Annotated in this window: 24 protein-coding genes and 1 tRNA gene; 18 read left to right on the top strand and 7 right to left on the bottom strand. The window is 59.4% G+C overall.

What is annotated here, in order from left to right; all coding sequences use genetic code 11:
* The first annotated feature begins 27 nt into the window (after positions 1 to 27).
* From AC4BBN_RS14990 to AC4BBN_RS14920, 15 genes are read left to right on the top strand one after another with little or no spacing between them, the layout of a single operon-like run.
* Positions 28 to 804, top strand: coding sequence for a hypothetical protein (locus AC4BBN_RS14990; protein ID WP_490592762.1), 777 nt, complete (start codon positions 28 to 30; stop codon positions 802 to 804).
* A complete protein-coding gene (locus AC4BBN_RS14985) occupies positions 801 to 1307 on the top strand; it encodes a type IV pilin protein (RefSeq protein ID WP_490592761.1) in 507 nt (168 codons plus the stop codon). The genes AC4BBN_RS14990 and AC4BBN_RS14985 overlap by 4 nt, the downstream gene beginning before the upstream one ends.
* Positions 1304 to 1903 (top strand): GspH/FimT family pseudopilin, encoded by a 600-nt coding sequence (locus AC4BBN_RS14980; protein WP_490592760.1) that lies wholly within the window; start codon positions 1304 to 1306, stop codon positions 1901 to 1903. The genes AC4BBN_RS14985 and AC4BBN_RS14980 overlap by 4 nt, the downstream gene beginning before the upstream one ends.
* 36 nt (positions 1904 to 1939) lie before the next feature.
* Positions 1940 to 3025 (top strand): bifunctional diaminohydroxyphosphoribosylaminopyrimidine deaminase/5-amino-6-(5-phosphoribosylamino)uracil reductase RibD, encoded by a 1086-nt coding sequence (gene ribD, locus AC4BBN_RS14975; RefSeq protein ID WP_490592759.1) that lies wholly within the window; start codon positions 1940 to 1942, stop codon positions 3023 to 3025.
* Positions 3026 to 3076: 51 nt separating this feature from the next.
* Positions 3077 to 3721, top strand: coding sequence for a riboflavin synthase (locus AC4BBN_RS14970; RefSeq protein ID WP_490592758.1), 645 nt, complete (start codon positions 3077 to 3079; stop codon positions 3719 to 3721).
* Positions 3718 to 4836 (top strand): bifunctional 3,4-dihydroxy-2-butanone-4-phosphate synthase/GTP cyclohydrolase II, encoded by a 1119-nt coding sequence (ribBA, locus tag AC4BBN_RS14965; RefSeq protein WP_490592757.1) that lies wholly within the window; start codon positions 3718 to 3720, stop codon positions 4834 to 4836. The genes AC4BBN_RS14970 and ribBA overlap by 4 nt, the downstream gene beginning before the upstream one ends.
* Before the next feature lie 15 nt (positions 4837 to 4851).
* Positions 4852 to 5328: a 6,7-dimethyl-8-ribityllumazine synthase gene (gene ribH / locus AC4BBN_RS14960; protein WP_490592756.1), complete on the top strand. Its 477-nt coding sequence runs from the start codon at positions 4852 to 4854 to the stop codon at positions 5326 to 5328.
* Entirely contained in the window at positions 5325 to 5870 is a 546-nt protein-coding gene (nusB, locus tag AC4BBN_RS14955; RefSeq protein ID WP_490592755.1) for a transcription antitermination factor NusB, read from the top strand. The genes ribH and nusB overlap by 4 nt, the downstream gene beginning before the upstream one ends.
* Positions 5871 to 5880: 10 nt before the next feature.
* Positions 5881 to 7065 carry a pyridoxal phosphate-dependent aminotransferase gene (locus AC4BBN_RS14950; protein WP_490592754.1) on the top strand — a complete coding sequence of 395 codons (1185 nt, stop codon included), beginning with the start codon at positions 5881 to 5883 and terminating at the stop codon, positions 7063 to 7065.
* Positions 7066 to 7067: 2 nt separating this feature from the next.
* Positions 7068 to 7469 carry a tol-pal system-associated acyl-CoA thioesterase gene (gene ybgC, locus AC4BBN_RS14945; protein WP_490592753.1) on the top strand — a complete coding sequence of 134 codons (402 nt, stop codon included), beginning with the start codon at positions 7068 to 7070 and terminating at the stop codon, positions 7467 to 7469.
* Positions 7466 to 8158: a protein TolQ gene (gene tolQ, locus AC4BBN_RS14940; RefSeq protein ID WP_490592752.1), complete on the top strand. Its 693-nt coding sequence runs from the start codon at positions 7466 to 7468 to the stop codon at positions 8156 to 8158. The genes ybgC and tolQ overlap by 4 nt, the downstream gene beginning before the upstream one ends.
* A 13-nt stretch (positions 8159 to 8171) precedes the next feature.
* On the top strand, positions 8172 to 8594 hold the full coding sequence (tolR, locus tag AC4BBN_RS14935; protein WP_490592751.1) for a protein TolR: 423 nt from the start codon (positions 8172 to 8174) through the stop codon (positions 8592 to 8594).
* 5 nt (positions 8595 to 8599) lie between these two features.
* The gene (gene tolA / locus AC4BBN_RS14930) at positions 8600 to 9589 is read left to right on the top strand and encodes a cell envelope integrity protein TolA (protein ID WP_490592750.1); all 990 of its coding nucleotides are present in this window, start codon (positions 8600 to 8602) and stop codon (positions 9587 to 9589) included.
* Positions 9590 to 9603: 14 nt separating this feature from the next.
* A complete protein-coding gene (locus tag AC4BBN_RS14925) occupies positions 9604 to 10299 on the top strand; it encodes a fumarylacetoacetate hydrolase family protein (RefSeq protein WP_490592749.1) in 696 nt (231 codons plus the stop codon).
* A 23-nt stretch (positions 10300 to 10322) separates the two neighbouring features.
* Positions 10323 to 10871 (top strand): NUDIX hydrolase, encoded by a 549-nt coding sequence (locus AC4BBN_RS14920; RefSeq protein ID WP_490592748.1) that lies wholly within the window; start codon positions 10323 to 10325, stop codon positions 10869 to 10871.
* On the opposite strand, the gene AC4BBN_RS14915 is transcribed toward AC4BBN_RS14920, so the two are convergent.
* Both AC4BBN_RS14915 and AC4BBN_RS14910 read right to left on the bottom strand, forming a co-directional pair.
* Positions 10868 to 11491: a lytic transglycosylase domain-containing protein gene (locus tag AC4BBN_RS14915; RefSeq protein ID WP_490592885.1), complete on the bottom strand. Its 624-nt coding sequence runs from the start codon at positions 11489 to 11491 to the stop codon at positions 10868 to 10870. The genes AC4BBN_RS14920 and AC4BBN_RS14915 overlap by 4 nt on opposite strands.
* Positions 11492 to 11501: 10 nt before the next feature.
* Positions 11502 to 13259 (bottom strand): proline--tRNA ligase, encoded by a 1758-nt coding sequence (locus tag AC4BBN_RS14910; protein ID WP_490592747.1) that lies wholly within the window; start codon positions 13257 to 13259, stop codon positions 11502 to 11504.
* Between the two features lie 99 nt (positions 13260 to 13358).
* Here AC4BBN_RS14910 and AC4BBN_RS14905 point away from each other — a divergent pair, with 99 nt between their 5' ends.
* A complete protein-coding gene (locus tag AC4BBN_RS14905) occupies positions 13359 to 14003 on the top strand; it encodes an RNA pyrophosphohydrolase (RefSeq protein WP_490592746.1) in 645 nt (214 codons plus the stop codon).
* A gap of 24 nt (positions 14004 to 14027) precedes the next feature.
* Here AC4BBN_RS14905 and proB read toward each other — a convergent pair whose 3' ends face one another.
* The 4 genes from proB to rplU form a co-directional block, all read right to left on the bottom strand.
* Complete coding sequence (gene proB, locus AC4BBN_RS14900) at positions 14028 to 15200, bottom strand: glutamate 5-kinase (protein WP_490592745.1); 1173 nt, start codon at positions 15198 to 15200, stop codon at positions 14028 to 14030.
* A 65-nt stretch (positions 15201 to 15265) separates the two neighbouring features.
* Positions 15266 to 16348 carry an Obg family GTPase CgtA gene (cgtA, locus tag AC4BBN_RS14895; RefSeq protein WP_490592744.1) on the bottom strand — a complete coding sequence of 361 codons (1083 nt, stop codon included), beginning with the start codon at positions 16346 to 16348 and terminating at the stop codon, positions 15266 to 15268.
* Between the two features lie 95 nt (positions 16349 to 16443).
* A complete protein-coding gene (gene rpmA, locus AC4BBN_RS14890; RefSeq protein ID WP_490592743.1) occupies positions 16444 to 16704 on the bottom strand; it encodes a 50S ribosomal protein L27 in 261 nt (86 codons plus the stop codon).
* A 12-nt stretch (positions 16705 to 16716) separates the two neighbouring features.
* A complete protein-coding gene (rplU, locus tag AC4BBN_RS14885; RefSeq protein WP_092756606.1) occupies positions 16717 to 17028 on the bottom strand; it encodes a 50S ribosomal protein L21 in 312 nt (103 codons plus the stop codon).
* A 201-nt stretch (positions 17029 to 17229) separates the two neighbouring features.
* On the opposite strand from rplU, the gene AC4BBN_RS14880 reads away from it, so the two are divergent.
* Positions 17230 to 18159: a polyprenyl synthetase family protein gene (locus AC4BBN_RS14880; RefSeq protein ID WP_490592884.1), complete on the top strand. Its 930-nt coding sequence runs from the start codon at positions 17230 to 17232 to the stop codon at positions 18157 to 18159.
* Between the two features lie 38 nt (positions 18160 to 18197).
* A tRNA-Pro gene (locus AC4BBN_RS14875) sits at positions 18198 to 18274 on the top strand.
* A gap of 54 nt (positions 18275 to 18328) precedes the next feature.
* On the opposite strand, the gene AC4BBN_RS14870 is transcribed toward AC4BBN_RS14875, so the two are convergent.
* The gene (locus AC4BBN_RS14870) at positions 18329 to 19564 is read right to left on the bottom strand and encodes an MFS transporter (RefSeq protein ID WP_490592742.1); all 1236 of its coding nucleotides are present in this window, start codon (positions 19562 to 19564) and stop codon (positions 18329 to 18331) included.
* Positions 19565 to 19602: the final 38 nt, after the last annotated feature.

Below are 19602 nucleotides of genomic sequence, written 5' to 3'. Positions count from 1 at the left end.
ACTACAGCATCTCCCAATCCCTATCCGTTGTTTATCGCAAAAACAGCCTCTTCAGCCGTGCAACCCATATCGACAGCTCCTATGGTGAAAGCAGGCCCGGTGGTGAGCCAAGTTGCGACCAACTATGTGGCATTTACTACAGGCAAATATTTAGAAAACAGCGATCGAACCTCTACGAATCAAAACTCTGTATACGCGGTCTTTGACAACGGATTGACTGCGGCCGATAGCAATCCGGCAGGCGATAGCGTGATTTCAGGTAGGGGTAGACTTATCGCAGGAACCATTAACCAGTCGGCAGCGACGGTTACCGTACCAGCATTTAACTGGGGACGGGCAGCTAGCGACTCAGACGCTACCCAGCGCTCAGGTTGGTATGCTGATTTTGCAAGTTCAGGCGAAAGAAGTGTAAGCAACGGGCTGGTCAACGGAAACAACATCCTTTTTTCGACATTGGTGCCGGCTGGTGTTGGAACTGCAGGTTCATGCGCCGCCAGCGGCGGCAGTGGATACCTCTACGTAGTCAACCTGCTAAGCGGAACAGGAACCATCACCACATCTACAGTGGGTATTCCAGGAACCCCATTTTTGGTTTCGGGTGAATACAGCAGCACAATATCGAGCATCAGCTACCCTGTGCCTAGTGATTCAACCGGCCGACGCATCAAGCAGAGTACGAAAACCGTGCTGCAATCAGGCACTACGGGGTCCAGCACAGGGGTTACCACCACAACATCCACCGTCTCAGGCCGCTTAAGTTGGCGGCAAATTAATAATTACATCACCTTAAAGAACGCACCATGACCCACAAATACGCGAAGGGCTTTACGCTGTTGGAATTGATGATCGTGGTAGCAGTGGTTGCGATTTTGGGGGCCATTGCCTACCCGTCCTACACATCGTCTGTACTCAAAGGTAAACGCGCACAAGCGCGCACCGCGCTAGTAGAACTTTTACAGCAACAAGAGCGCTACATGACGCAAAAGAATTGCTATCTTGCTTTCTCAAACACCAATGGCACAGTCGCCGCTATAGCATCTACGTGTGGAGCCACCACTAGCTCAGCGGTGCCGTTCAAAACCTTTTCTGGCGACTCTGCCACCAACACAGCGTACCGCCTGTCCGCAGGTACCTGCCCTGCGCCTGTAACGGGTGCTACGGTGCCAACCATCCAAGAGTGCGTGCAAGTGACTGCGCAGCCTGTGAAATCCGACCCCGAAGTTGGCAACCTCAGCATGACCAGCACAGGGGTTAAATCTTGCACTGGTACGGCCAGTAGCAGCAATTTCAGTTTGTGCTGGCCATGACATACCAGCCAGACCCACAACGTGGGTTTACGCTCATTGAGCTGATGGTGACGCTCGCCATTGCGGCCATTTTGTTACTGACGGCAGTACCCAGCATGCTGACCTACAAGCGCAATGCCGACTTAACCTCTGCGGCCAATACCCTGTTTGCAGCGATCAATGCCGCACGTGGCGAAGCGTTGAAGCGCGGCAGGTACGCGTCTGTAGTGCCCCTCGGAACCGGAGCAGGAAATGGATCAAACTGGGCGACAGGATGGATCGTATTCATCGATATCAACCAAAACGGCGTTTATGACGCCACTGTTGACACCATCGTATTGAAACAAGCCGCCCTGCCAAGCTACATCACCGTAACGGGCAACGGTATAGCAAGCGGCACCGCACCCGCCATCATGTACGACGCATCAGGCTATTCCATAGACAAAACCGGAGCCTTGGGTAGCGCTGTGACATTGCAGCTCTCGCGTAACGACGTGTCGAGTAGCGCGGCATCTGAAGAAACACGGTTTATCAAAATCGCTCGCACAGGCCGCCCCCGCGTATGCAAACCAGCTAGCAGTACAGACACTACGTGCAATCTGAGTTCCACAAGCTGAGTGGAAGGACAACCTATTTCAGACAGTACATCCCCCATGGCGCTTGCGTTGGCGCTTGCACAAAGTGCCGAAAGACTTACGCAACCCAATCCACGCGTAGGCTGCGTCATTACCGATCCTGATGGCAGCATCCTCGGCCAGGGCCACACCCAGCGCGCAGGCGGCCCGCATGCAGAAGTCATGGCTCTGCAAGATGCTGCCGCGCGCAACCACAGAGTGGTGGGCGCCACAGCCTATGTGACGCTAGAACCTTGCTCGCATCAAGGGCGTACCGGTCCTTGTTGCGATGCGCTTGTACAAGCAGGCATTCGCCGCGTAGTCGCATCACTGCCAGACCCCAACCCCCTGGTGGCAGGTAACGGATTTGCACGGCTGAGGGCTGCAGGTGTCGAGGTCGAGGTAGGCCCAGGAGCACACGAGGCCCGTGAATTGAACCTGGGCTTCTTCAGCCGCATGGTACGCAAGACGCCCTGGGTGCGCATGAAGATTGCCGCATCGCTAGACGGCCGCACGGCGCTGGCAAATGGCGAAAGCCAATGGATTACTTCTGCGGCGGCGCGTGCCGATGGCCATGCATCTCGGGCCCGTGCCTGCGCAGTGCTCACAGGCATTGGCACCATTTTGAAAGACAAACCAACACTCGATGCGCGCCTGGTCGATACACCGAGGCAACCCCATGTCATCGTGGTCGATAGCCGACTAGAAACCCCGCCACTCTCTAGCATTTTTATAGCTGGACGCGCAGTGTATATATGCGCTGGCGTCCAAAATGATGAAAAACAAGCCGCACTGGAAGCAGCAGGTGCCACCGTGCTCATGCTGCCTGGCGCAGATGGAAGAGTAGATCTGGCCGCCATGGTGCGTGAGCTAGCACGGCGTGAAATCAACGAGATCCACGTGGAAGCCGGCCAAACACTGAATGGCGCCCTAGTGCAGGCCGGCTTGGTAGACGAATTCCTGGTCTACATAGCGCCCAAGCTGATCGGCCCGGGCATGGATATGGCGCAGCTCAGCCCGCTGACACATCTGCAAGACGCACTCACCCTGGACTTTACATCCGTCAGCCAGGTTGGCCCGGATGTCCGCATTGCCGCGCGTGTGCGGGGCCGCGACCAGTTCTGAAGAATTTCAAGCCGCGCTGGGGTTGCGGTCAAACCCTGCGAAAATAGCGGGATGTTTACCGGAATCATCACCGGCGTGGGGCGCATCGTCGCCGTGCACGACCTGGGTAGCTCTTCTTCGTACGGCAAGCGTCTCACCCTGCAGACGCCCGCCGGGTATCTGGACGACGTAGGCTTGGGCGACAGCATCGCGCTCAACGGCGCCTGCATGACCGCCACGACGCTCGACACGGGCCAGAACCAATTCACCATCGACATCTCAGCCGAGTCGCTAGCCAAAACCACCGGACTGGACCAGCTAGGCCCCGTCAACCTGGAAAAAGCTTTGCGGGCGCATGACAGGCTGGGCGGGCACATTGTGTCGGGCCACGTGGACGGCATCGGCAGCGTTAGTCAATTCACCCAGGTGGGAGAAAGCTGGCTGCTACAGATACTGGCGCCGCGCAGCCTGGCCAAATACCTGGCTTACAAGGGCTCGATCACGGTCAATGGCGTCAGCCTGACGGTGAACCAGATCAAGGACATGGCCGTGGGCTGCGAGATGGATATCAACCTGATACCGCACACCGTGGACAACACGGCGCTGGGCCATTTGAAAGCAGGTTCTCACGTGAATCTGGAGATCGATTTGATCGCGCGTTACGTGGAGCGCATGCTCCAGGCTGACCCCCAGCAACCTTTGAAAGCCCCGCTATGACAGCACCCGTGCCGGTCGCTATTTCCCCCGTGGAAGACATCGTCGCCGACATCCGTGCCGGTCGCATGGTGATATTGGTCGACGAAGAAGACCGCGAGAACGAAGGCGACATCATTCTGGCAGCCGACCACGTTACGGCCGACGCCATCAACTTCATGGCCCGCCATGCACGCGGCCTGATCTGCCTGACCCTGTCGCGCGAAATCTGCGAACGCCTGCAGCTGCCCCCCATGGTGGCCCACAACGGAACCAAGCAGGGTACGGCATTCACCGTGTCGATTGAAGCCGCCGAAGGCGTCAGCACCGGCATCTCTGCCGCCGACCGGGCCCGTACTGTGCAAGCTGCCGTAGCCCGCAATGCCACCGCCAAAGACCTGGTACAGCCCGGCCATATCTTCCCCTTGCAGGCAGTAGACGGCGGAGTGCTGATGCGCGCCGGCCATACCGAAGCCGGTTGCGACCTGTCCGTCATGGCGGGTTGCAGCCCGGCCTCCGTTATCTGCGAAGTGATGAACGATGACGGCACCATGGCCCGCCTGCCCGACCTGCAAATCTTTGCCGCCGTACACGGCCTGAAGATTGGCACGATTGCCGACCTGATCGAATACCGCAGCCGCAATGAATCGCTGATTGAAAAAATAGGCAGCCGAACCATCGAGACAGCTTTCGGCTGCTTTACCGCCCATGCGTTTCGCGATAAACCCAGCCAGGGCGTGCACCTGGCATTGGTCAAAGGCACATGGACAGCCGACACGGTAGTACCGGTGCGGGTGCACGAACCCCTGTCCGTACTGGACGCGCTGGAGATCAACCGCAGCATGCACTCATGGAGCCTGGACGCGAGCCTGCGCCACATTGACGCCGCGGGCCAGGGTGTAGCCGTCTTGCTCAATTGCGGCGAGAGCGCAACCGAGCTGCTGGCACAGTTTGAAGGCACGGCCCGCCCTGCCCAGGCGCCCGAGCGTGGCCGCATGGACCTGCGCACCTACGGCGTGGGCGCCCAGATTCTGCTGGCCTGCGGAGTGCACAAAATGGAACTGATGGGAGCACCCCGCCGTATGCCCAGCATGGCGGGCTATGGCCTGGAAACCACCGGCTACCTCTCACCAAAATAACAACAAGGAATCAATATGCTAAACGCCGACCAAGGAGCACTGGGCTCCGACGATAACCGCTGGGATGGCAGCAAGCTGCGCATTGCCATCGTGCAGGCTCGCTTCAACGAAAGCATCACCAATGCACTCACAGAAGCCTGCAAGGCCGAGCTACAGGCACTGGGTGTTCAGCCTGAGAATATCGATCACGTCCAGGTTCCTGGCGCCCTGGAAGTTGCGCTGGCGCTGCAAGCCTTGGCAGAAACCGAGCATTACGACGCTCTGGTCGCTTTGGGCTGCATCATCCGTGGCGAAACCTACCACTTCGAACTGGTAGCCAACGAATCCGGCAGTGCGGTCACCCGCATCGGGCTGGACTACCAAATCCCGATTGCCAACGCAATCATCACCACCGAAAACCTGGCGCAAGCCGTGGCCCGCCAGACCGACAAAGGCCGCGATGCCGCCCGCGTCGCAGTGGAAATGGCCAAACTGTTGGAACAATTGGCATGAACATCCCTGAAACCCCGCCCTCCCCCAAGCGCCCTCGCCAGTCCCGTAGCGGCCTGACCGATACCGGCGTGCGCAAAGCCGCCGCCAAATCCGACCGCAGCCGGGCCCGCGAATTTGCATTACAGGCGCTGTACCAGCACCTGGTAGGCGGCAACGCCCCCGAAGCCATCGACAGCTTTACCCGCGACCTGGCCGGCTTTCACAAGGCCGACTCGGTGCATTACGACGCGCTGCTGCATGGCTGCATCGAACAATCCGCAGAGCTGGACGCGCTGATCGTGCCGCTGCTGGACCGTAAGCTGGAAGAAATCTCGCCGGTTGAACGCTCCGTGATGTGGATAGGCGTGTACGAGATGCGCAACTGCCTGGACGTGCCTTGGCGTGTGGTGTTGAACGAATGCATCGAGCTGGCCAAGGAGTTTGGCGGCACAGACGGTCACAAGTACGTGAACGGCATTTTGAACAGCCTGGCACCCCAGCTGCGGGCAGCCGAGGTGCAGGCCGACAAGGCCGGCAAAGTTGGCAAAACCAACACCGACTAAGGCGCCCGGCATGCGGATTTCCCGGCGGGCGCAGGCCATAGAGCCGTTTTATGTGATGGAGGTGGCCAAAGCCGCCTCTGAGTTGGCCCAAAAAGTTGCCCACACCGACCGGCCCATGGTGTTCCTGAATATCGGCGAGCCAGATTTCACGGCACCGCCCCTGGTACAAGAAGCAGCGGCCCAAGCAATACGCAACGGCACAACCCAGTACACCCAGGCCACCGGCCTGCAAGCCCTGCGCGAACGCATCAGCGCTTGGTACACCAGCCGCTTTGGTGTGCAGGTTCCGGCAAGCCGCATCGTGGTCACCGCAGGCGCCTCGGCCGCCTTGCAATTGGCTTGCCTGGCGCTGATAGACGCAGGCGACGAAATCCTGATGCCGGACCCGAGCTACCCCTGCAACCGGCATTTCGTGTCCGCAGCAGACGGCAAGGCTGTGCTGTTGCCGACGACCGCCGCCGACCGCTACCAATTGAGCGCCGACCAGGTGGCCGCCGCCTGGACCGACAAGACGCGCGGCGTACTGCTGGCCTCGCCCTCGAACCCCACGGGTACTTCTATCGACCCCGAGGAACTGCGCCGCATCCACAGCGTGGTTCAACAACGCGGCGGCATTACTCTGGTGGATGAAATCTATCTAGGCCTGAGCCATGACGCGCGCTTTGGCCAGACCGCGCTGGCGCTGGACGAGCAGGTCATCAGCATCAACAGCTTCAGCAAATACTTCAACATGACCGGCTGGCGCCTGGGCTGGCTGGTAGTACCTGAAGCACTGGTGCCGGTGGTGGAGAGGATTGCGCAAAACCTGTTCATCTGCCCGAGCACCGTGGCCCAGCATGCAGCACTGGCCTGCTTTGAAGATGCCAGCATTGCCGAGTTTGAACGCCGCCGTGCGGAATTCAAGGCGCGCCGCGACTACTTCATTCCGGCACTCAACGAACTCGGATTCTTAGTACCCGAAATGCCCGATGGCGCTTTTTATGCATGGGCGGACTGCTCTCAAATTTGCAGCAAGCTGGGCATCAAGGACAGCTGGGATCTGGCGTTTGAAATCATGCACCGCGCCCATGTGGCAGTGACACCCGGGCGTGATTTCGGCAGCGCAGAAACGCACCGTTTTCTGCGCTTCTCCACCGCCAGCTCCATGGACAACCTGCACACTGCCATCGCGCGTCTGCGCGAAATGTTGAATTAACGATGGACAAGAACATCTTTACCTTTCCTATACGTGTCTATTGGGAAGACACAGACGCAGGTGGCATAGTCTTCTTTGCCAACTACCTGAAGTTCTTTGAACGGGCGCGCACCGAGTGGTTGCGCGCTCTGGGCCTGGAGCAGCGCAATTTAAAGGAAACCCATGGCGGCATGTTTGTCGTGGCCGAAACCACCGTTAAATACCTGCGCTCAGCCCGGCTGGACGACCAACTTTTGGTAACTGCCCGTGTGGAACAAATTGGCCGATCCACTGTCACATTGCAGCAAGAAGCGATATGCGACGGAGTGGTGCTGTGTGAGGGCAGCATCCGCATCTGCTGGGTACAGGCTGACACACTCAAATCTGGCCGCATCCCGGCCCATCTTTTAGAAGTTCTGCAATGACACAAGACTTGTCCATCTGGACCATGGCTCTCAACGCCAGCACCGTGGTGCAGCTGGTCATGCTGCTGCTGGTCACTGTATCGATCGCCAGCTGGGCAGCGATTTTTCGCAAGCTGTTTGCCCTGGGCAAGGTCAAAGCCCTGAACGAGTCGTTCGAGCGCGATTTTTGGTCTGGCACCAGCCTGAATGACCTGTACACCGGCGCGGCCAAAAAGGCACAGGACGGCGGCCCTATGGAACGCATCTTCGCCAGCGGCATGCGCGAGTACCACAAGCTGCGTGAGCGCCGCATTGCCGATGCCGGCACCCTGATGGACGGTGCGCGCCGCGCCATGCGCGCCAGCTTCCAACGTGAGATGGACGTGATCGAATCCAGTCTTTCGTTTTTGGCGTCCGTCGGTTCAGTGTCGCCCTACGTAGGCCTGTTCGGCACCGTATGGGGCATCATGCACGCCTTCACCGGTTTGGCCAGCATGCAGCAGGTTACCTTGGCCACAGTGGCGCCCGGCATCGCCGAAGCCCTGGTGGCCACCGCCATTGGCCTGTTCTCGGCCATACCGGCCGTGGTGGCCTACAACCGCTTTGCACGCGACATCGACCGCACCGCCAACAGCCTGGAGACCTTTATTGAAGAGTTCTCCAACATCTTGCAGCGCAATGTAGCGGCGCAAACGCCCGCACCCCGCTAAAGGAGCCGCGCACATGCCTTCCATGGTTTCCCGCGGCCGCGGACGGCGCACGATCAATGAAATCAATATGGTGCCCTTCATTGATGTGATGCTGGTGCTGCTGATCATTTTCATGGTCACCGCCCCCATGGTGACTCCCAGCCTGATCAACCTGCCCAGCGTGGGCAAAGCCAATAAGCAACCCGACCGGGTGATCCAGATCGTCATCAACAAGGACGAGTCCCTGGAGCTGAAGCAGGCCAGCGGCAATAGCAGCCACCTCACCAGCCGCGACGTCGCCAACGCAGTCAAAACCGCGCAGGATGGCGAGGCCACCACGCCTGTGGTCATCAGTGCCGACCGCAACGTGAAGTACGAGTCGGTCGTGAAGATCATGGATATCCTGCAAAAAGCTGGCATCCAGCGCGTCGGCCTGTCCGTCCAATTGGGCAAGTAAGGCCCATGCACGCAGCCCAGGACAGCTTCAGCTTTGCGCCGCCCGAACCACCGGGCATGCTGCGCGCAGTCGGCCTGGCACTGCTAGCACATGCCCTTCTACTGCTGGCCCTGGTCTGGAATGTGCAGTGGAAGCAGACCGAAGTGGCCACAGTAGAAGCCGAGCTCTGGTCCAGCACCGTGCAGCAGGCCGCGCCCAAAGCGGTCGAGGAAGCCCCTGCTCCCCCACCGCCACCCACGCCCGCACCACAACCTGCGCCCCCCCCTGTGGCCAAGGTAGTACCGCCACCCGCGCCGGATCTGCACGAAGCCGAAATTGCGCTGGAACGCGCCAAGAAAAAGCGCGAAGCTGAAAAGCAGGCCCAGGCAGAGAAAGACCGGCAAGAGAAAGCATTGCGTGAAAAGGCCAAGCAGGAAAAAGAAAAGCAAGATGCACTGAAGGCCCAGAAAGAAAAGAAGGCCCAAGAGGCCCAAGAAGCTGCGGACAAGAAACGCGCTGAAGAAAAGCAGGCTGAAGACAAGCGCGTCAAAGATAAAAAAGCTGCCCAGGAAAAGCAAGCTAAGGAAGCCCAGGAGGCACAAAAGGAAGAAGCGCAAAAAGCCAAGGCCCAGGCCGAAGCCAAGGCTCTGGCGACCCAACGCGCCGACAACCTCAAGCGTCTGGCCGGCATGGCCGGCGCCAGCGGCGGCGCAACTGCCAGTGGCAGCGCGTTGAAATCCTCCGGCCCCTCAGCCAGCTACGCTGGCAAGGTACTCGCCAAGGTCCGACCTAACATCACATATGCCACGGATTTCGATAACAGTTTGGTCACAGATATTGAGGTCCGTGCGTCCCCCGATGGCACCATCCTCAGCTCCCGGGTAGCGAAATCCAGCGGAAACAAAGCCTGGGATGACGTTGCACTCAGGGCCATCGATAAAACAGCCACCATGCCTCGCGATGTCGATGGAACCGTGCCCCCCCTCTTAACGATTGGCGTCAAGCCAAACAACTAATTTACAGAGAAGCCATGGACTACGTTTTTTCGCCTCCTCCTGTTGTATCCGTACCCGTGGTCGGCCAAACCGCCCGCTTCCCCGTACACCGCGTTTACTGCGTGGGCCGCAACTACGCAGAGCACGCCAAGGAAATGGGCTTCACCGGTCGCGAGCCCCCGTTCTTTTTCATCAAGCCCGCCAGCGCCGTTCTGGCAGTTGAAGCCGGCGAAACCGGCTCCATGAACTATCCCACCCTAACGAACAACCTGCACCATGAGATCGAGCTGGTGGTGGCTATTGGCAAGGGCGGCAAGAACATTGCCGCAGCCGATGCGCACCAGCACATCTACGGATACGCGGTCGGTCTGGACATGACCCGGCGTGACCTGCAGAACGAAATGAAGAAGCAGGGCCGCCCCTGGTGCATAGGCAAGGCCTTTGAGCAATCGGCCCCTATTGGCCCCATCACCCCCGTGGCTCAAGCGGGTGACGTGGAGCTTGCGGAGATCTATCTTCAAGTGAATGGGCAAGACCGCCAACGCAGCAATGTGACCCAACTCATCTGGAACCTGGCAGAAACTATTGAGTCGCTGTCTACCGCGTGGGAGTTGCAGCCCGGCGATCTGATCTACTCCGGCACGCCCGAGGGCGTGGCGGCCGTGGTAGCCGGTGACACCTTGGTGGGCGGCGTAGGCGGCCTGACACCGTTGTCACTGCGCATTGTGTAAAGGCTTGCTACTACACTGGGAACATGATTTACCGCAGCCCCATTAAATACTGCAAAAACTGTGGCACTGCGGTGGTCTACCGCATCCCGGACGACGGCGACACCAAAGAGCGCGCCGTTTGTCCAGCCTGCCAGACGATCCACTATGAAAACCCGCTGAACGTCGTCGGCACCGTGCCCCACTGGGGTGACAAGGTGCTGCTGTGCAAGCGCAACATAGAACCGCGTTTGGGGAAATGGACGCTGCCCGCAGGCTTCATGGAGCTGGGTGAAAGCACATCAGACGGAGCCGCCCGCGAAACCGTGGAAGAAGCTGGCGCCCAGTTCGAGATGGAAGAGCTGTTCACCGTGATGAGCGTCATCCACGTGGGGCAGGTCCATATGTACTACCGGGCACGCCTGCTCAGCGACGTATTCAACCCCGGCTTCGAAACCCAGGAAGCCCGGTTATTCACCGAGGCCGAGATTCCCTGGGACGAAATCGCCTTTCGCACGGTAGCCCACACGCTGAAGCACTACTTCGCGGACCGACGCATGGGGCAGTTTGGCCTACACCACGCCAGCCTGGACTAAGCTCTGAGCTCCCAGTTGCGCTTGGCACCCAGCACCGCATCTGGATAAGGCGCACGGCCACGCGAGCCGTTGTAGCGGCCCAGGCCCATAAACAGATCGCCGCCCTCTCGGTCAAGGTAGTGGCGCAAGATCACGCAGCCGAAGCGCAAATTGGTCTGCATATGGAATAACTTGTCGGCATCGCCATCGCCCAATACGCGGGTCCAGAACGGCATGACCTGGGTGTAGCCACGGGCGCCCACGCTGCTGATGGCGAATTTGCGGAAGTTGCTCTCCACCTGGATCAGGCCCAGCACCAGCGCGGTGTCGAGGCCGGCACGCTTGCTCTCGTACCAGACCGTTTCCAGAAACTCCTTGCGCACCTGCCACTCGGGCTTTTTGGCCCGTAACTTGTCACTCATCGCGGCAAGCCAGCGCAAATAGGCCAGGCGCGATTCGGTGTTAGAAAACTCGGGCACCGGCGGTGCCGCGTTGTGAACTGCTGAGCTCAAGGCCGTGCGCACGGAATCGGCCAGGGGCTCTTCGACCTGGCCCCCTGCATGCGAAAGCTCCACTTTTGATAGCAGCCCCAGCACAGCCGCTGTGCGCAAGACCGCTTTTCTTCTAGTGAGGCCCAGCATCTCCACGGTATCAAACTCCTGTTGCAAGTCCCAACTTGGTTTGCATGAAAGCAAATATGTCAGCCGCGGCCACCTTGGTCGCAGCGGCATCGCGGCGGTGCTGGTATTCCACCTGGCCGTCTTTCAGCGCCTTGTCACCCACGGTAACGCGGTGCGGCACACCAATCAGCTCCCAATCGGCAAACATGGCGCCTGGGCGTTCACCCCGGTCGTCCAGGATCACGTCCACACCCGCTGCCAGTAGCTCTGCATACAGCTTGTCTGCGGCCGCCTTGACGTCGGGACTGCGGTCCGGGCTGATCGGACACACCACCACGGTGAACGGTGCCAATGCATCTGGCCAGATGATGCCGCGAGCATCGTGATTTTGCTCAATCGCAGCGGCCGGCAAGCGCGTAATACCGATGCCGTAGCAGCCCATTTCCATAAACTGCGGCTTGCCGTTCACGTCCAGGAAGGTCGCATTCATGGCCTGGCTGTACTTGGTGCCCAGGTAGAACACATGCCCGATCTCAATGCCCCGCTCGATGGCCAGCACGCCCTTACCGTCGGGCGACAGATCACCTTCGACGATGTTGCGCAGGTCGGCGATAACGTCGGGTTCCGGCAGGTCGCGGCCCCAGTTCACACCGGTGTAGTGGAAGTCGGCCTCGTTGGCGCCGCAGACCCAGTCCGACATGACTGCCACCTCGCGGTCCACCACCAGCTTGACGGGCAGCTTGACGCCCACAGGCCCCAGGTAACCCGGCAGGCTGGCGAAATGCGTGTCAATTTCCTCAATCGTCGCAAAGCGGAATCCTGCGTCCAGGCCCGGCACCTTGCCGACCTTGATCTCATTCATGGAATGGTCGCCACGCAGCAGCAGCAGCCAGACCTGGGTCTTTACGACGTCCCCCTTGTCATTGGTCACTTCAGTGGCCAACACCAGGGATTTCACAGAGTTTTGCAAAGGCAGGTTCAAATACTCAGCCACATCCGCGCAGGTGCTCTTGCCGGGCGTGGCCGTCTTGACCATGGCTTGGCTGGCGGCCTTGCGCTCCACCTGGGGTGGCAAGGCCTCGGCCTTTTCCATATTGGCCGCATAGTCGCTGCTAGGGCAGTACACGATGGCGTCCTCGCCCGTGGCTGCAATCACCTGGAACTCTTCGCTCAGGTCGCCGCCGATGGCGCCACTGTCTGCCGCCACTGCCCGGTAGGTAAGTCCAAAACGGTCGAAAATCTTGCGATAGGCCTGGGCCATCACCTGGTAGCTGGCCTTGGCACCTGCTTGGTCGCGGTCAAAGCTGTACGCGTCCTTCATGGTGAATTCGCGGCCGCGCATCAGACCGAAGCGTGGGCGGCGCTCGTCGCGGAACTTGGTCTGGATCTGGTACAGATTCTTCGGCAGCTGCTTGTAGCTGCGGAACTCCTGGCGAGCAATGTCAGTAACTACTTCCTCGCTGGTGGGCTGCACCACGTAGTCGCGATCATGGCGGTCCTTGATGCGGAGCAATTCGGGGCCCATCTTGTCGAAGCGGCCGGTCTCCTGCCACAGCTCGGCCGGCTGCACCACCGGCATCGCGACTTCGATGGCACCAGCGCGGTTCATCTCCTCACGCACGATGGCTTCTACCTTGCGGATGACGCGCAGACCCATGGGCATGTAGCTGTAGATGCCAGCGCCCAACTTTTTAATCATGCCCGCCCGCGTCATGAGCTGGTGGCTGACCACCTCGGCATCGGATGGCGCTTCTTTGAGCGTGGAAATCAGGAACTGGGAGGCTTTCATGGGTGAATTCGGTTCTGAGGTTCGGGAAACTGGCTGACTCGCTTGATACACAGGCCACGCTGTGCATAATGGACTCAGTTTAAAAATTGGGGTTTGATTATGCTTGACCGCGAAGGCTTTAGGCCTAACGTCGGCATCATCTTGCTCAACCAGAGAAATCAGGTATTTTGGGGCAAACGCATTCGTACCCATTCCTGGCAGTTCCCGCAGGGTGGCATTGACCGTGGCGAAACGCCCGAGCAAGCCATGTTCCGGGAGCTGCACGAGGAAGTAGGCTTACATCCTGAGCATGTACGCGTTGTGGCCCGCACCCGTGACTGGTTGCGCTACGAGGTGCCTGACCGCTTCATCCGAAGGGATGCACGCGGTCATTACAAAGGCCAGAAACAAATCTGGTATCTGCTGCAGTTGGTTGGTCACGACTGGGATTTGAACCTGCGCGCTACCACCCATCCCGAATTCGACGCCTGGCGTTGGAACGACTACTGGGTGCCTCTTGACGTAGTGGTCGAATTCAAACGCGGCGTGTACGAAATGGCGTTGACCGAGTTGGCGCGTTTTCTACCGCGGCAGCAGGACCACCGCAACCGGTATCTGCGCAACAGCATGCGTGGCCGGGAGGGCGAACAGGTCGAAACGTCTTGTGACATGCCCACCAGGCCACTGCACTTTGAACTGCCGCCGGGCGCCACCTTCGAGCCGGATCCGCACCACAGTTACCCTGCGGGCAACCACCTCAGCTAAGCTGATGGACGTACCTGGGTTGGCCTAGCGGACCAGCACCAGGTTGTCGCGGTGCACCATTTCAGGCTCGGCTACGTAGCCCAGCAAGCCCTCAAACTCGTTGGACGGCTTGCGGCAAATAAGCCTTGCTTCTGTGCTAGCGTAGTTCGCTAGGCCACGGGCGATGGCGGTGCCGTCCGGGCCACGAATGGCAATCACGTCACCGCGAGAAAAATCACCATCCACTTGGATCATGCCGATAGGCAGCAAGCTCTTGCCTTCGTCCCGGACCTTCGCTGCCGCGCCCTGATCTACCGTCACGGCGCCGCGCAGCTGCAGATGGTCTGCCATCCACTGCTTGCGTGCCTGGGTTTTTTGGGTTTGGGCCACCAGCAGAGTGCCAATCGCTTCGCCGCGCGACAAACGCACCAGGGCATCGGGCTCTCGCCCCCAAGCAATCACCGTGGAAGCACCGGACCCCGCAGCCCGTTTGGCCGCCAAGATCTTGGTGATCATGCCGCCACGGCCAATGCTGGAGCCAGCGCCACCCGCCATCGCCTCCAAAGCGGGATCACCCGCCTGGGCTTCGTGGACAAAGCGCGCCGCAGGATCTTTGCGTGGATCGGCGGTGTACAAACCCTTTTGGTCGGTCAGGATGACCAGGGCATCTGCTTCCACCAGGTTCGCCACCAGGGCACCCAGGGTGTCGTTGTCACCGAACTTGATCTCGTCGTTGACCACGGTGTCGTTTTCATTGATCACCGGCACCACGCCGTGCTGCAGCAAGGTCAGTAGCGTGGAGCGGGCATTCAAGTAGCGTTCACGGTCGGCAAGATCCGCATGGGTCAGTAGTACCTGGGCACTACCCAAGCCGTTTTCACGCAGCTTGGTTTCATACATCTGGGCCAGCCCCATCTGACCCACAGCCGCAGCCGCCTGGAGCGCATGTACCTCACGTGGACGGGTGGTCCAACCGAGGCGCTTCATACCCTCGGCAATGGCGCCACTGGACACCATGATGACTTCACGCGGACGCAGCGCCGCTCGGCCATCTGACTGCGGGTCCAAACCCTTCACCAAAGCTGCCAGCTGACGACACCATTCACCTATGGCCTGCTCATCCAATCCCCGGCCCTCATTGGTGACCAAGCTGGAGCCCACTTTGACGACGATGCGCCGCGCGTCCCGCAATACCGTTGAAGCGAAGTTTGATGTCATTTATGCCTGTAGCGTAGATTCTCTCTGCGGCAATAGCTATTATTTATATAGCAACCATTTGGCAGCTATTCGCCAGCTGCATCTGCCGGATTGACGGCAAACCGAGGGTCCACCTCCACATGGACCTGCTCAGCCAATTGCTGGGCCTTCACATGCTGGTAGATCGCCTTAACTAGAGGCTCGCAACCCTCACGCGTCAACCCGGAAATTTCAAACACCGGGCCTTTGAACTTGAATCGCTTGACGAAGTCTTTGACCAGCGCCGCGCGCTTGTCGTCGTCCACCATGTCGAGCTTGTTAAGAACCAGCCAGCGGGGCTTCTTAAACAAATCTTCGTCGTACTTTTTCAACTCACCCACGATGGCCTTGGCTTGCGCCACAGGATCAATGGAATCATCAAATGGAGCCATATCCACGACATGCAGCAATAAGCGGGTGCGCTGCAAATGGCGCAAGAACAGATGCCCCAAACCCGCGCCGTCGGAGGCGCCTTCAATCAGGCCGGGCAAATCTGCGACCACAAAGCTCTGCTCCGGGCCCACACGCACCACACCCAGATTGGGGTGCAAGGTCGTGAAAGGATAGTCTGCAATACGCGGACGGGCGTTGGATATCGCCGTGATGAAGGTGGACTTGCCAGCATTGGGCATACCCAACAGGCCCACGTCAGCCAGCACCCGCAGTTCCAGCTTCAGACTGCGCTTTTCGCCTGGCCAGCCAGGTGTCTTTTGGCGTGGAGCACGGTTGACAGCACTTTTGAAGCGCATATTGCCAAAGCCGCCGTCACCGCCCTTCGCGATAGTGATGACCTCGCCGGGCACGAGCAACTCAAACAGCTTCTCACCGGTTTCCGAATCAGAAATGATGGTGCCCACCGGCATCTTGAGCGTGATGTCGTCGCCTGCGGCCCCGAACATATCCGAGCCCATCCCATGCTCGCCCCGCTTGGCGTCGTAGCGGCGCGAAAAACGGAAGTCGACCAAGGTATTCAGATTGATGTCTGCGACCGCAAACACATGGCCACCACGGCCGCCATCGCCACCGTTGGGGCCACCGAATTCCTTGTACTTCTCGTGACGAAACGACACGCAACCCGCCCCACCATCACCTGCGGAGATGTCAATAAATGCTTCGTCAACGAACTTCATACCGACTCCAGTTCACAAAATAGAATCCCCAAAACACCGAAGCCCCGACCAGGCGGGGCTTCGGAGGGATCAAAGCGATCTATGCAACCAGGGCTTTAGGCCGCTGGAGTAATGACCACTTGGTGCTTGTTCATCGAACCCTTAACAGCGAAAGACACGTGGCCGTCCACCAGGGCAAACAAGGTGTGGTCCTTACCCACGCCGACATTGGTGCCGGGGTGGAATTTGGTGCCACGTTGGCGAACAATGATGGAGCCTGCGCTCACCAGTTCACCACCGAACGCCTTGACACCAAGCATTTTTGGCTTGGAATCGCGCCCATTTCGCGTAGAGCCGCCGCCTTTTTTCTGTGCCATGACCTATGCCCCTTATGCCGCAATAGCGCCGATTTGCAGTTCGGTGAACTGCTGACGGTGCCCTTGACGTTTCATGTAGTGTTTACGACGGCGCATTTTGAAAATGCCGACCTTGTCGTGCTTACCATGCGCCACAACCGTGACTGTGACCGTTGCGCCGGACACCAAGGGCGTGCCAACCTTGATCTCGCTGCCGTTACCGACTGCCAGAACCTGGTCGAACACGATCTCTTGGCCTACGTCCGCAGCAATCTGTTCTACTTTAATTTTTTCGCCGGAAGCAACACGATATTGTTTGCCGCCGGTTTTTATGACCGCGTACATGCTTGACCTCTTCACTTAATCTGCAGACCAATTTCCACAGAGCCCTAGATTCTAGCATTCTTTACCGACAAGCTGCGCCAGCCCCGCCATCTATCGCATAAAGGGTTTGCGACCTTCATATAATTGGCCAACTCCTGGTTTCATATTTTGTCCGTCAACTCCTCCCGCACCGCCGACACCCTCGCACTCATTGCCGATGACATGCGTGAGGTAGATCTCGTCATAGCGCAACGTCTTGCATCTGGCGTGCCATTGGTCGGCACGGTGTCGCAGTACATCATTTCGGCCGGCGGCAAGCGATTGCGACCAGCCATTCTGCTGCTGGTCTGCGGCGCGCTCGGTTACCGGGGTGCACAGCGCTTCAATATGGCGGCTGTGGTCGAGTTCATCCACACCGCCACCTTGCTGCACGACGACGTGGTGGACGAATCCACGCTGCGCCGTGGGCGCCCCACTGCGAACGAAGCTTTTGGCAACCCCGCCAGCGTGCTAGTGGGTGACTTCTTGTACTCCCGCGCGTTCCAAATGATGGTGGACGCAAAGGACATGCGCATCATGCAAACTCTGGCAGATGCCACCAATGTGATCGCCGAAGGTGAAGTCATGCAGCTGGTGAATATGCACGACGCCTCGCTCGACGTGACGGCGTATTTGAAGGTCATCCGCTCCAAGACCGCCAAGCTATTTGAGGCCAGCGCGCGCCTAGCAGCCCTGCTGTCCAACAGCAGCCCCGAAGTGGAACAAGCTTGCGCAAATTACGGCCAAGCACTGGGCACGGCATTCCAGGTCATCGACGACGTACTCGACTACGACGGCGACGCTGTCGAAATGGGCAAGAACCTGGGTGACGACCTGCGCGAAGGCAAGGCCACACTGCCGCTGATTGCCGCCATGCAACGCGGAACTCCTGCCCAGTGCGCACTGATACGTCAAGCCATCGAGACCGGCGAAACCGAGCGCCTGGAAGAGATCATCACCATCGTCAAAAGCACCGGTGCGCTGGACGTCACCCGCCAGGCCGCAGCAGCCGAGGCACAGCGCGCGATAGAGGCAACAAAGCACTTCCAGCCCAATGCCTACACCGATGGTTTGCTACAATTAGCTGCTCAATTATTGGAGCGCCGCTCTTAACCCACGCTGTGGGATATGCAGTCATGGCATCGCTTCTGCGGGGTGTAGCTTAGTCAGGTAAAGCGCTACGTTCGGGACGTAGAGACCGGAGGTTCGAATCCTCTCACCCCGACCAAACTCTTCCCGCTCCAAACAAAAAAGCACCTCGTACAAGGTGCTTTTTGCTTTCTCAAGCCAAGGCTGTGCGCCGGACCTTGCGCACATTAAAGGCGCTGGCAATCAACACTGCTTGCACCAGCGCCAGGCCCACGAATACGCTGGTGTAGCGCTGGTGGTCCATCAAAGTACCAAACACCAGGGGCGACAGAGCCTGGCCAATGTCCAGACCTGAATACACCACGCCATATACACGCCCTGTTGAATTGGCAGGCGTGGCCCGCTTGACAATCAGATCCCGCGAAGGCCCGCCGGTGCCGGCGGCAAAACCCATCAAACCAAACAGCACGGGCACACTCCAGGCCGGCACATCCACCAAGGCCAGCACCAGGGCGAAGCTAGCCGCGACGCCAAAACCCAGCCCCACAATCCGCTCGCAGCGCGTGGGATCGGCCGCCAAAAAGCCGCCCAGCACCATCCCGCCAGAGCTGCACACCATATAAATGGTCAGGCACATGGCGACCATGCCCAGCGGCACCGCATGCAGCTGGCGCGCGGCTTCGGGTGCAAAGGCCTGGACGACACTCAGTGCAATGGCGTAAAAAAAGAAGAAGGCAAAGCACATCCATACCGCCGGTATGCGCATAAAGCCCATGCTGCCACCCTCCAGTACAGGCGCACCGGCCTTCGCCGTCGGCAACACAGGCAGCGCCAGCTTGTCGCGGTTCACCCACAGTGCGGCCAGCACGGTGAAGGCCAGCGTGCCCGCCGAAGCCAAGGCCGTACGCCAGGAGAACGCCAGCGCAATCGGCACCAGCATGGCCGGCGCCAGAGCCCAGCCCAGGCTGCCGGTGATGCCGTGCACGCTGTAGGCATGGCCCAGGCGCGGTGCGCTGATCTTGCGGTTCAGCAGCGTGTAGTCCACCGGGTGGAACACGCCATTGCCGATGCCGGCCAGCACCGAGAAAGCCGCCAGCATGGCGTAGCTGGTGCTGGCCGAGAAGCCAAATGCCGCCAGGCCCAGCAGCCCCAGGCCCGCAAACAGGATGGGACGCGGGCCGAACCGGTCCACCACAAAGCCCGAAGCCATCTGCACCGCGCAGGAAACGACGAAGAAAATGCTCATCAAAAAGCCCAGCTCCGCGTAGCTGGCATTGAAGTCCTGCTTCAACCAAGGGAACAGGGGTGCCAACAGCAGCTGGCTGAAATGGCTGATCATGTGGGCCGTGCCCACAAGCCCGATCACGGACGCGTCGTGGCGAAGGCTGGCGGTGGGAGGCAAGGGCAACGAGGTGCTGGAGGTAGACATGCGGCTATCGTAGTATTCGCCACCGTCTTCTGAAATGC

It is taken from the genome of Rhodoferax sp. SPJ21, assembly GCF_058216335.1.
Note: the sequence above shows the minus strand (reverse complement) of the source record. Positions and strands in the feature narration are given on the sequence as shown.

Coding starts and splice junctions, on each gene's coding strand:
- tolR (WP_490592751.1), top strand. CDS start 8,172: ATGCCTTCCATGGTTTCCCGCGGCCGCGGACGGCGCACGATCAATGAA.
- AC4BBN_RS14910 (WP_490592747.1), bottom strand. CDS start 13,259: ATGAAAGCCTCCCAGTTCCTGATTTCCACGCTCAAAGAAGCGCCATCC.
- rpmA (WP_490592743.1), bottom strand. CDS start 16,704: ATGGCACAGAAAAAAGGCGGCGGCTCTACGCGAAATGGGCGCGATTCC.
- ribD (WP_490592759.1), top strand. CDS start 1,940: ATGGCGCTTGCGTTGGCGCTTGCACAAAGTGCCGAAAGACTTACGCAA.
- AC4BBN_RS14915 (WP_490592885.1), bottom strand. CDS start 11,491: ATGCTGGGCCTCACTAGAAGAAAAGCGGTCTTGCGCACAGCGGCTGTG.
- AC4BBN_RS14970 (WP_490592758.1), top strand. CDS start 3,077: ATGTTTACCGGAATCATCACCGGCGTGGGGCGCATCGTCGCCGTGCAC.
- AC4BBN_RS14880 (WP_490592884.1), top strand. CDS start 17,230: ATGCGTGAGGTAGATCTCGTCATAGCGCAACGTCTTGCATCTGGCGTG.
- ribBA (WP_490592757.1), top strand. CDS start 3,718: ATGACAGCACCCGTGCCGGTCGCTATTTCCCCCGTGGAAGACATCGTC.
- AC4BBN_RS14985 (WP_490592761.1), top strand. CDS start 801: ATGACCCACAAATACGCGAAGGGCTTTACGCTGTTGGAATTGATGATC.
- AC4BBN_RS14920 (WP_490592748.1), top strand. CDS start 10,323: ATGATTTACCGCAGCCCCATTAAATACTGCAAAAACTGTGGCACTGCG.
- tolA (WP_490592750.1), top strand. CDS start 8,600: ATGCACGCAGCCCAGGACAGCTTCAGCTTTGCGCCGCCCGAACCACCG.
- AC4BBN_RS14870 (WP_490592742.1), bottom strand. CDS start 19,564: ATGTCTACCTCCAGCACCTCGTTGCCCTTGCCTCCCACCGCCAGCCTT.
- rplU (WP_092756606.1), bottom strand. CDS start 17,028: ATGTACGCGGTCATAAAAACCGGCGGCAAACAATATCGTGTTGCTTCC.
- AC4BBN_RS14925 (WP_490592749.1), top strand. CDS start 9,604: ATGGACTACGTTTTTTCGCCTCCTCCTGTTGTATCCGTACCCGTGGTC.
- cgtA (WP_490592744.1), bottom strand. CDS start 16,348: ATGAAGTTCGTTGACGAAGCATTTATTGACATCTCCGCAGGTGATGGT.
- tolQ (WP_490592752.1), top strand. CDS start 7,466: ATGACACAAGACTTGTCCATCTGGACCATGGCTCTCAACGCCAGCACC.
- ribH (WP_490592756.1), top strand. CDS start 4,852: ATGCTAAACGCCGACCAAGGAGCACTGGGCTCCGACGATAACCGCTGG.
- AC4BBN_RS14950 (WP_490592754.1), top strand. CDS start 5,881: ATGCGGATTTCCCGGCGGGCGCAGGCCATAGAGCCGTTTTATGTGATG.
- AC4BBN_RS14980 (WP_490592760.1), top strand. CDS start 1,304: ATGACATACCAGCCAGACCCACAACGTGGGTTTACGCTCATTGAGCTG.
- AC4BBN_RS14905 (WP_490592746.1), top strand. CDS start 13,359: ATGCTTGACCGCGAAGGCTTTAGGCCTAACGTCGGCATCATCTTGCTC.
- nusB (WP_490592755.1), top strand. CDS start 5,325: ATGAACATCCCTGAAACCCCGCCCTCCCCCAAGCGCCCTCGCCAGTCC.
- ybgC (WP_490592753.1), top strand. CDS start 7,068: ATGGACAAGAACATCTTTACCTTTCCTATACGTGTCTATTGGGAAGAC.
- proB (WP_490592745.1), bottom strand. CDS start 15,200: ATGACATCAAACTTCGCTTCAACGGTATTGCGGGACGCGCGGCGCATC.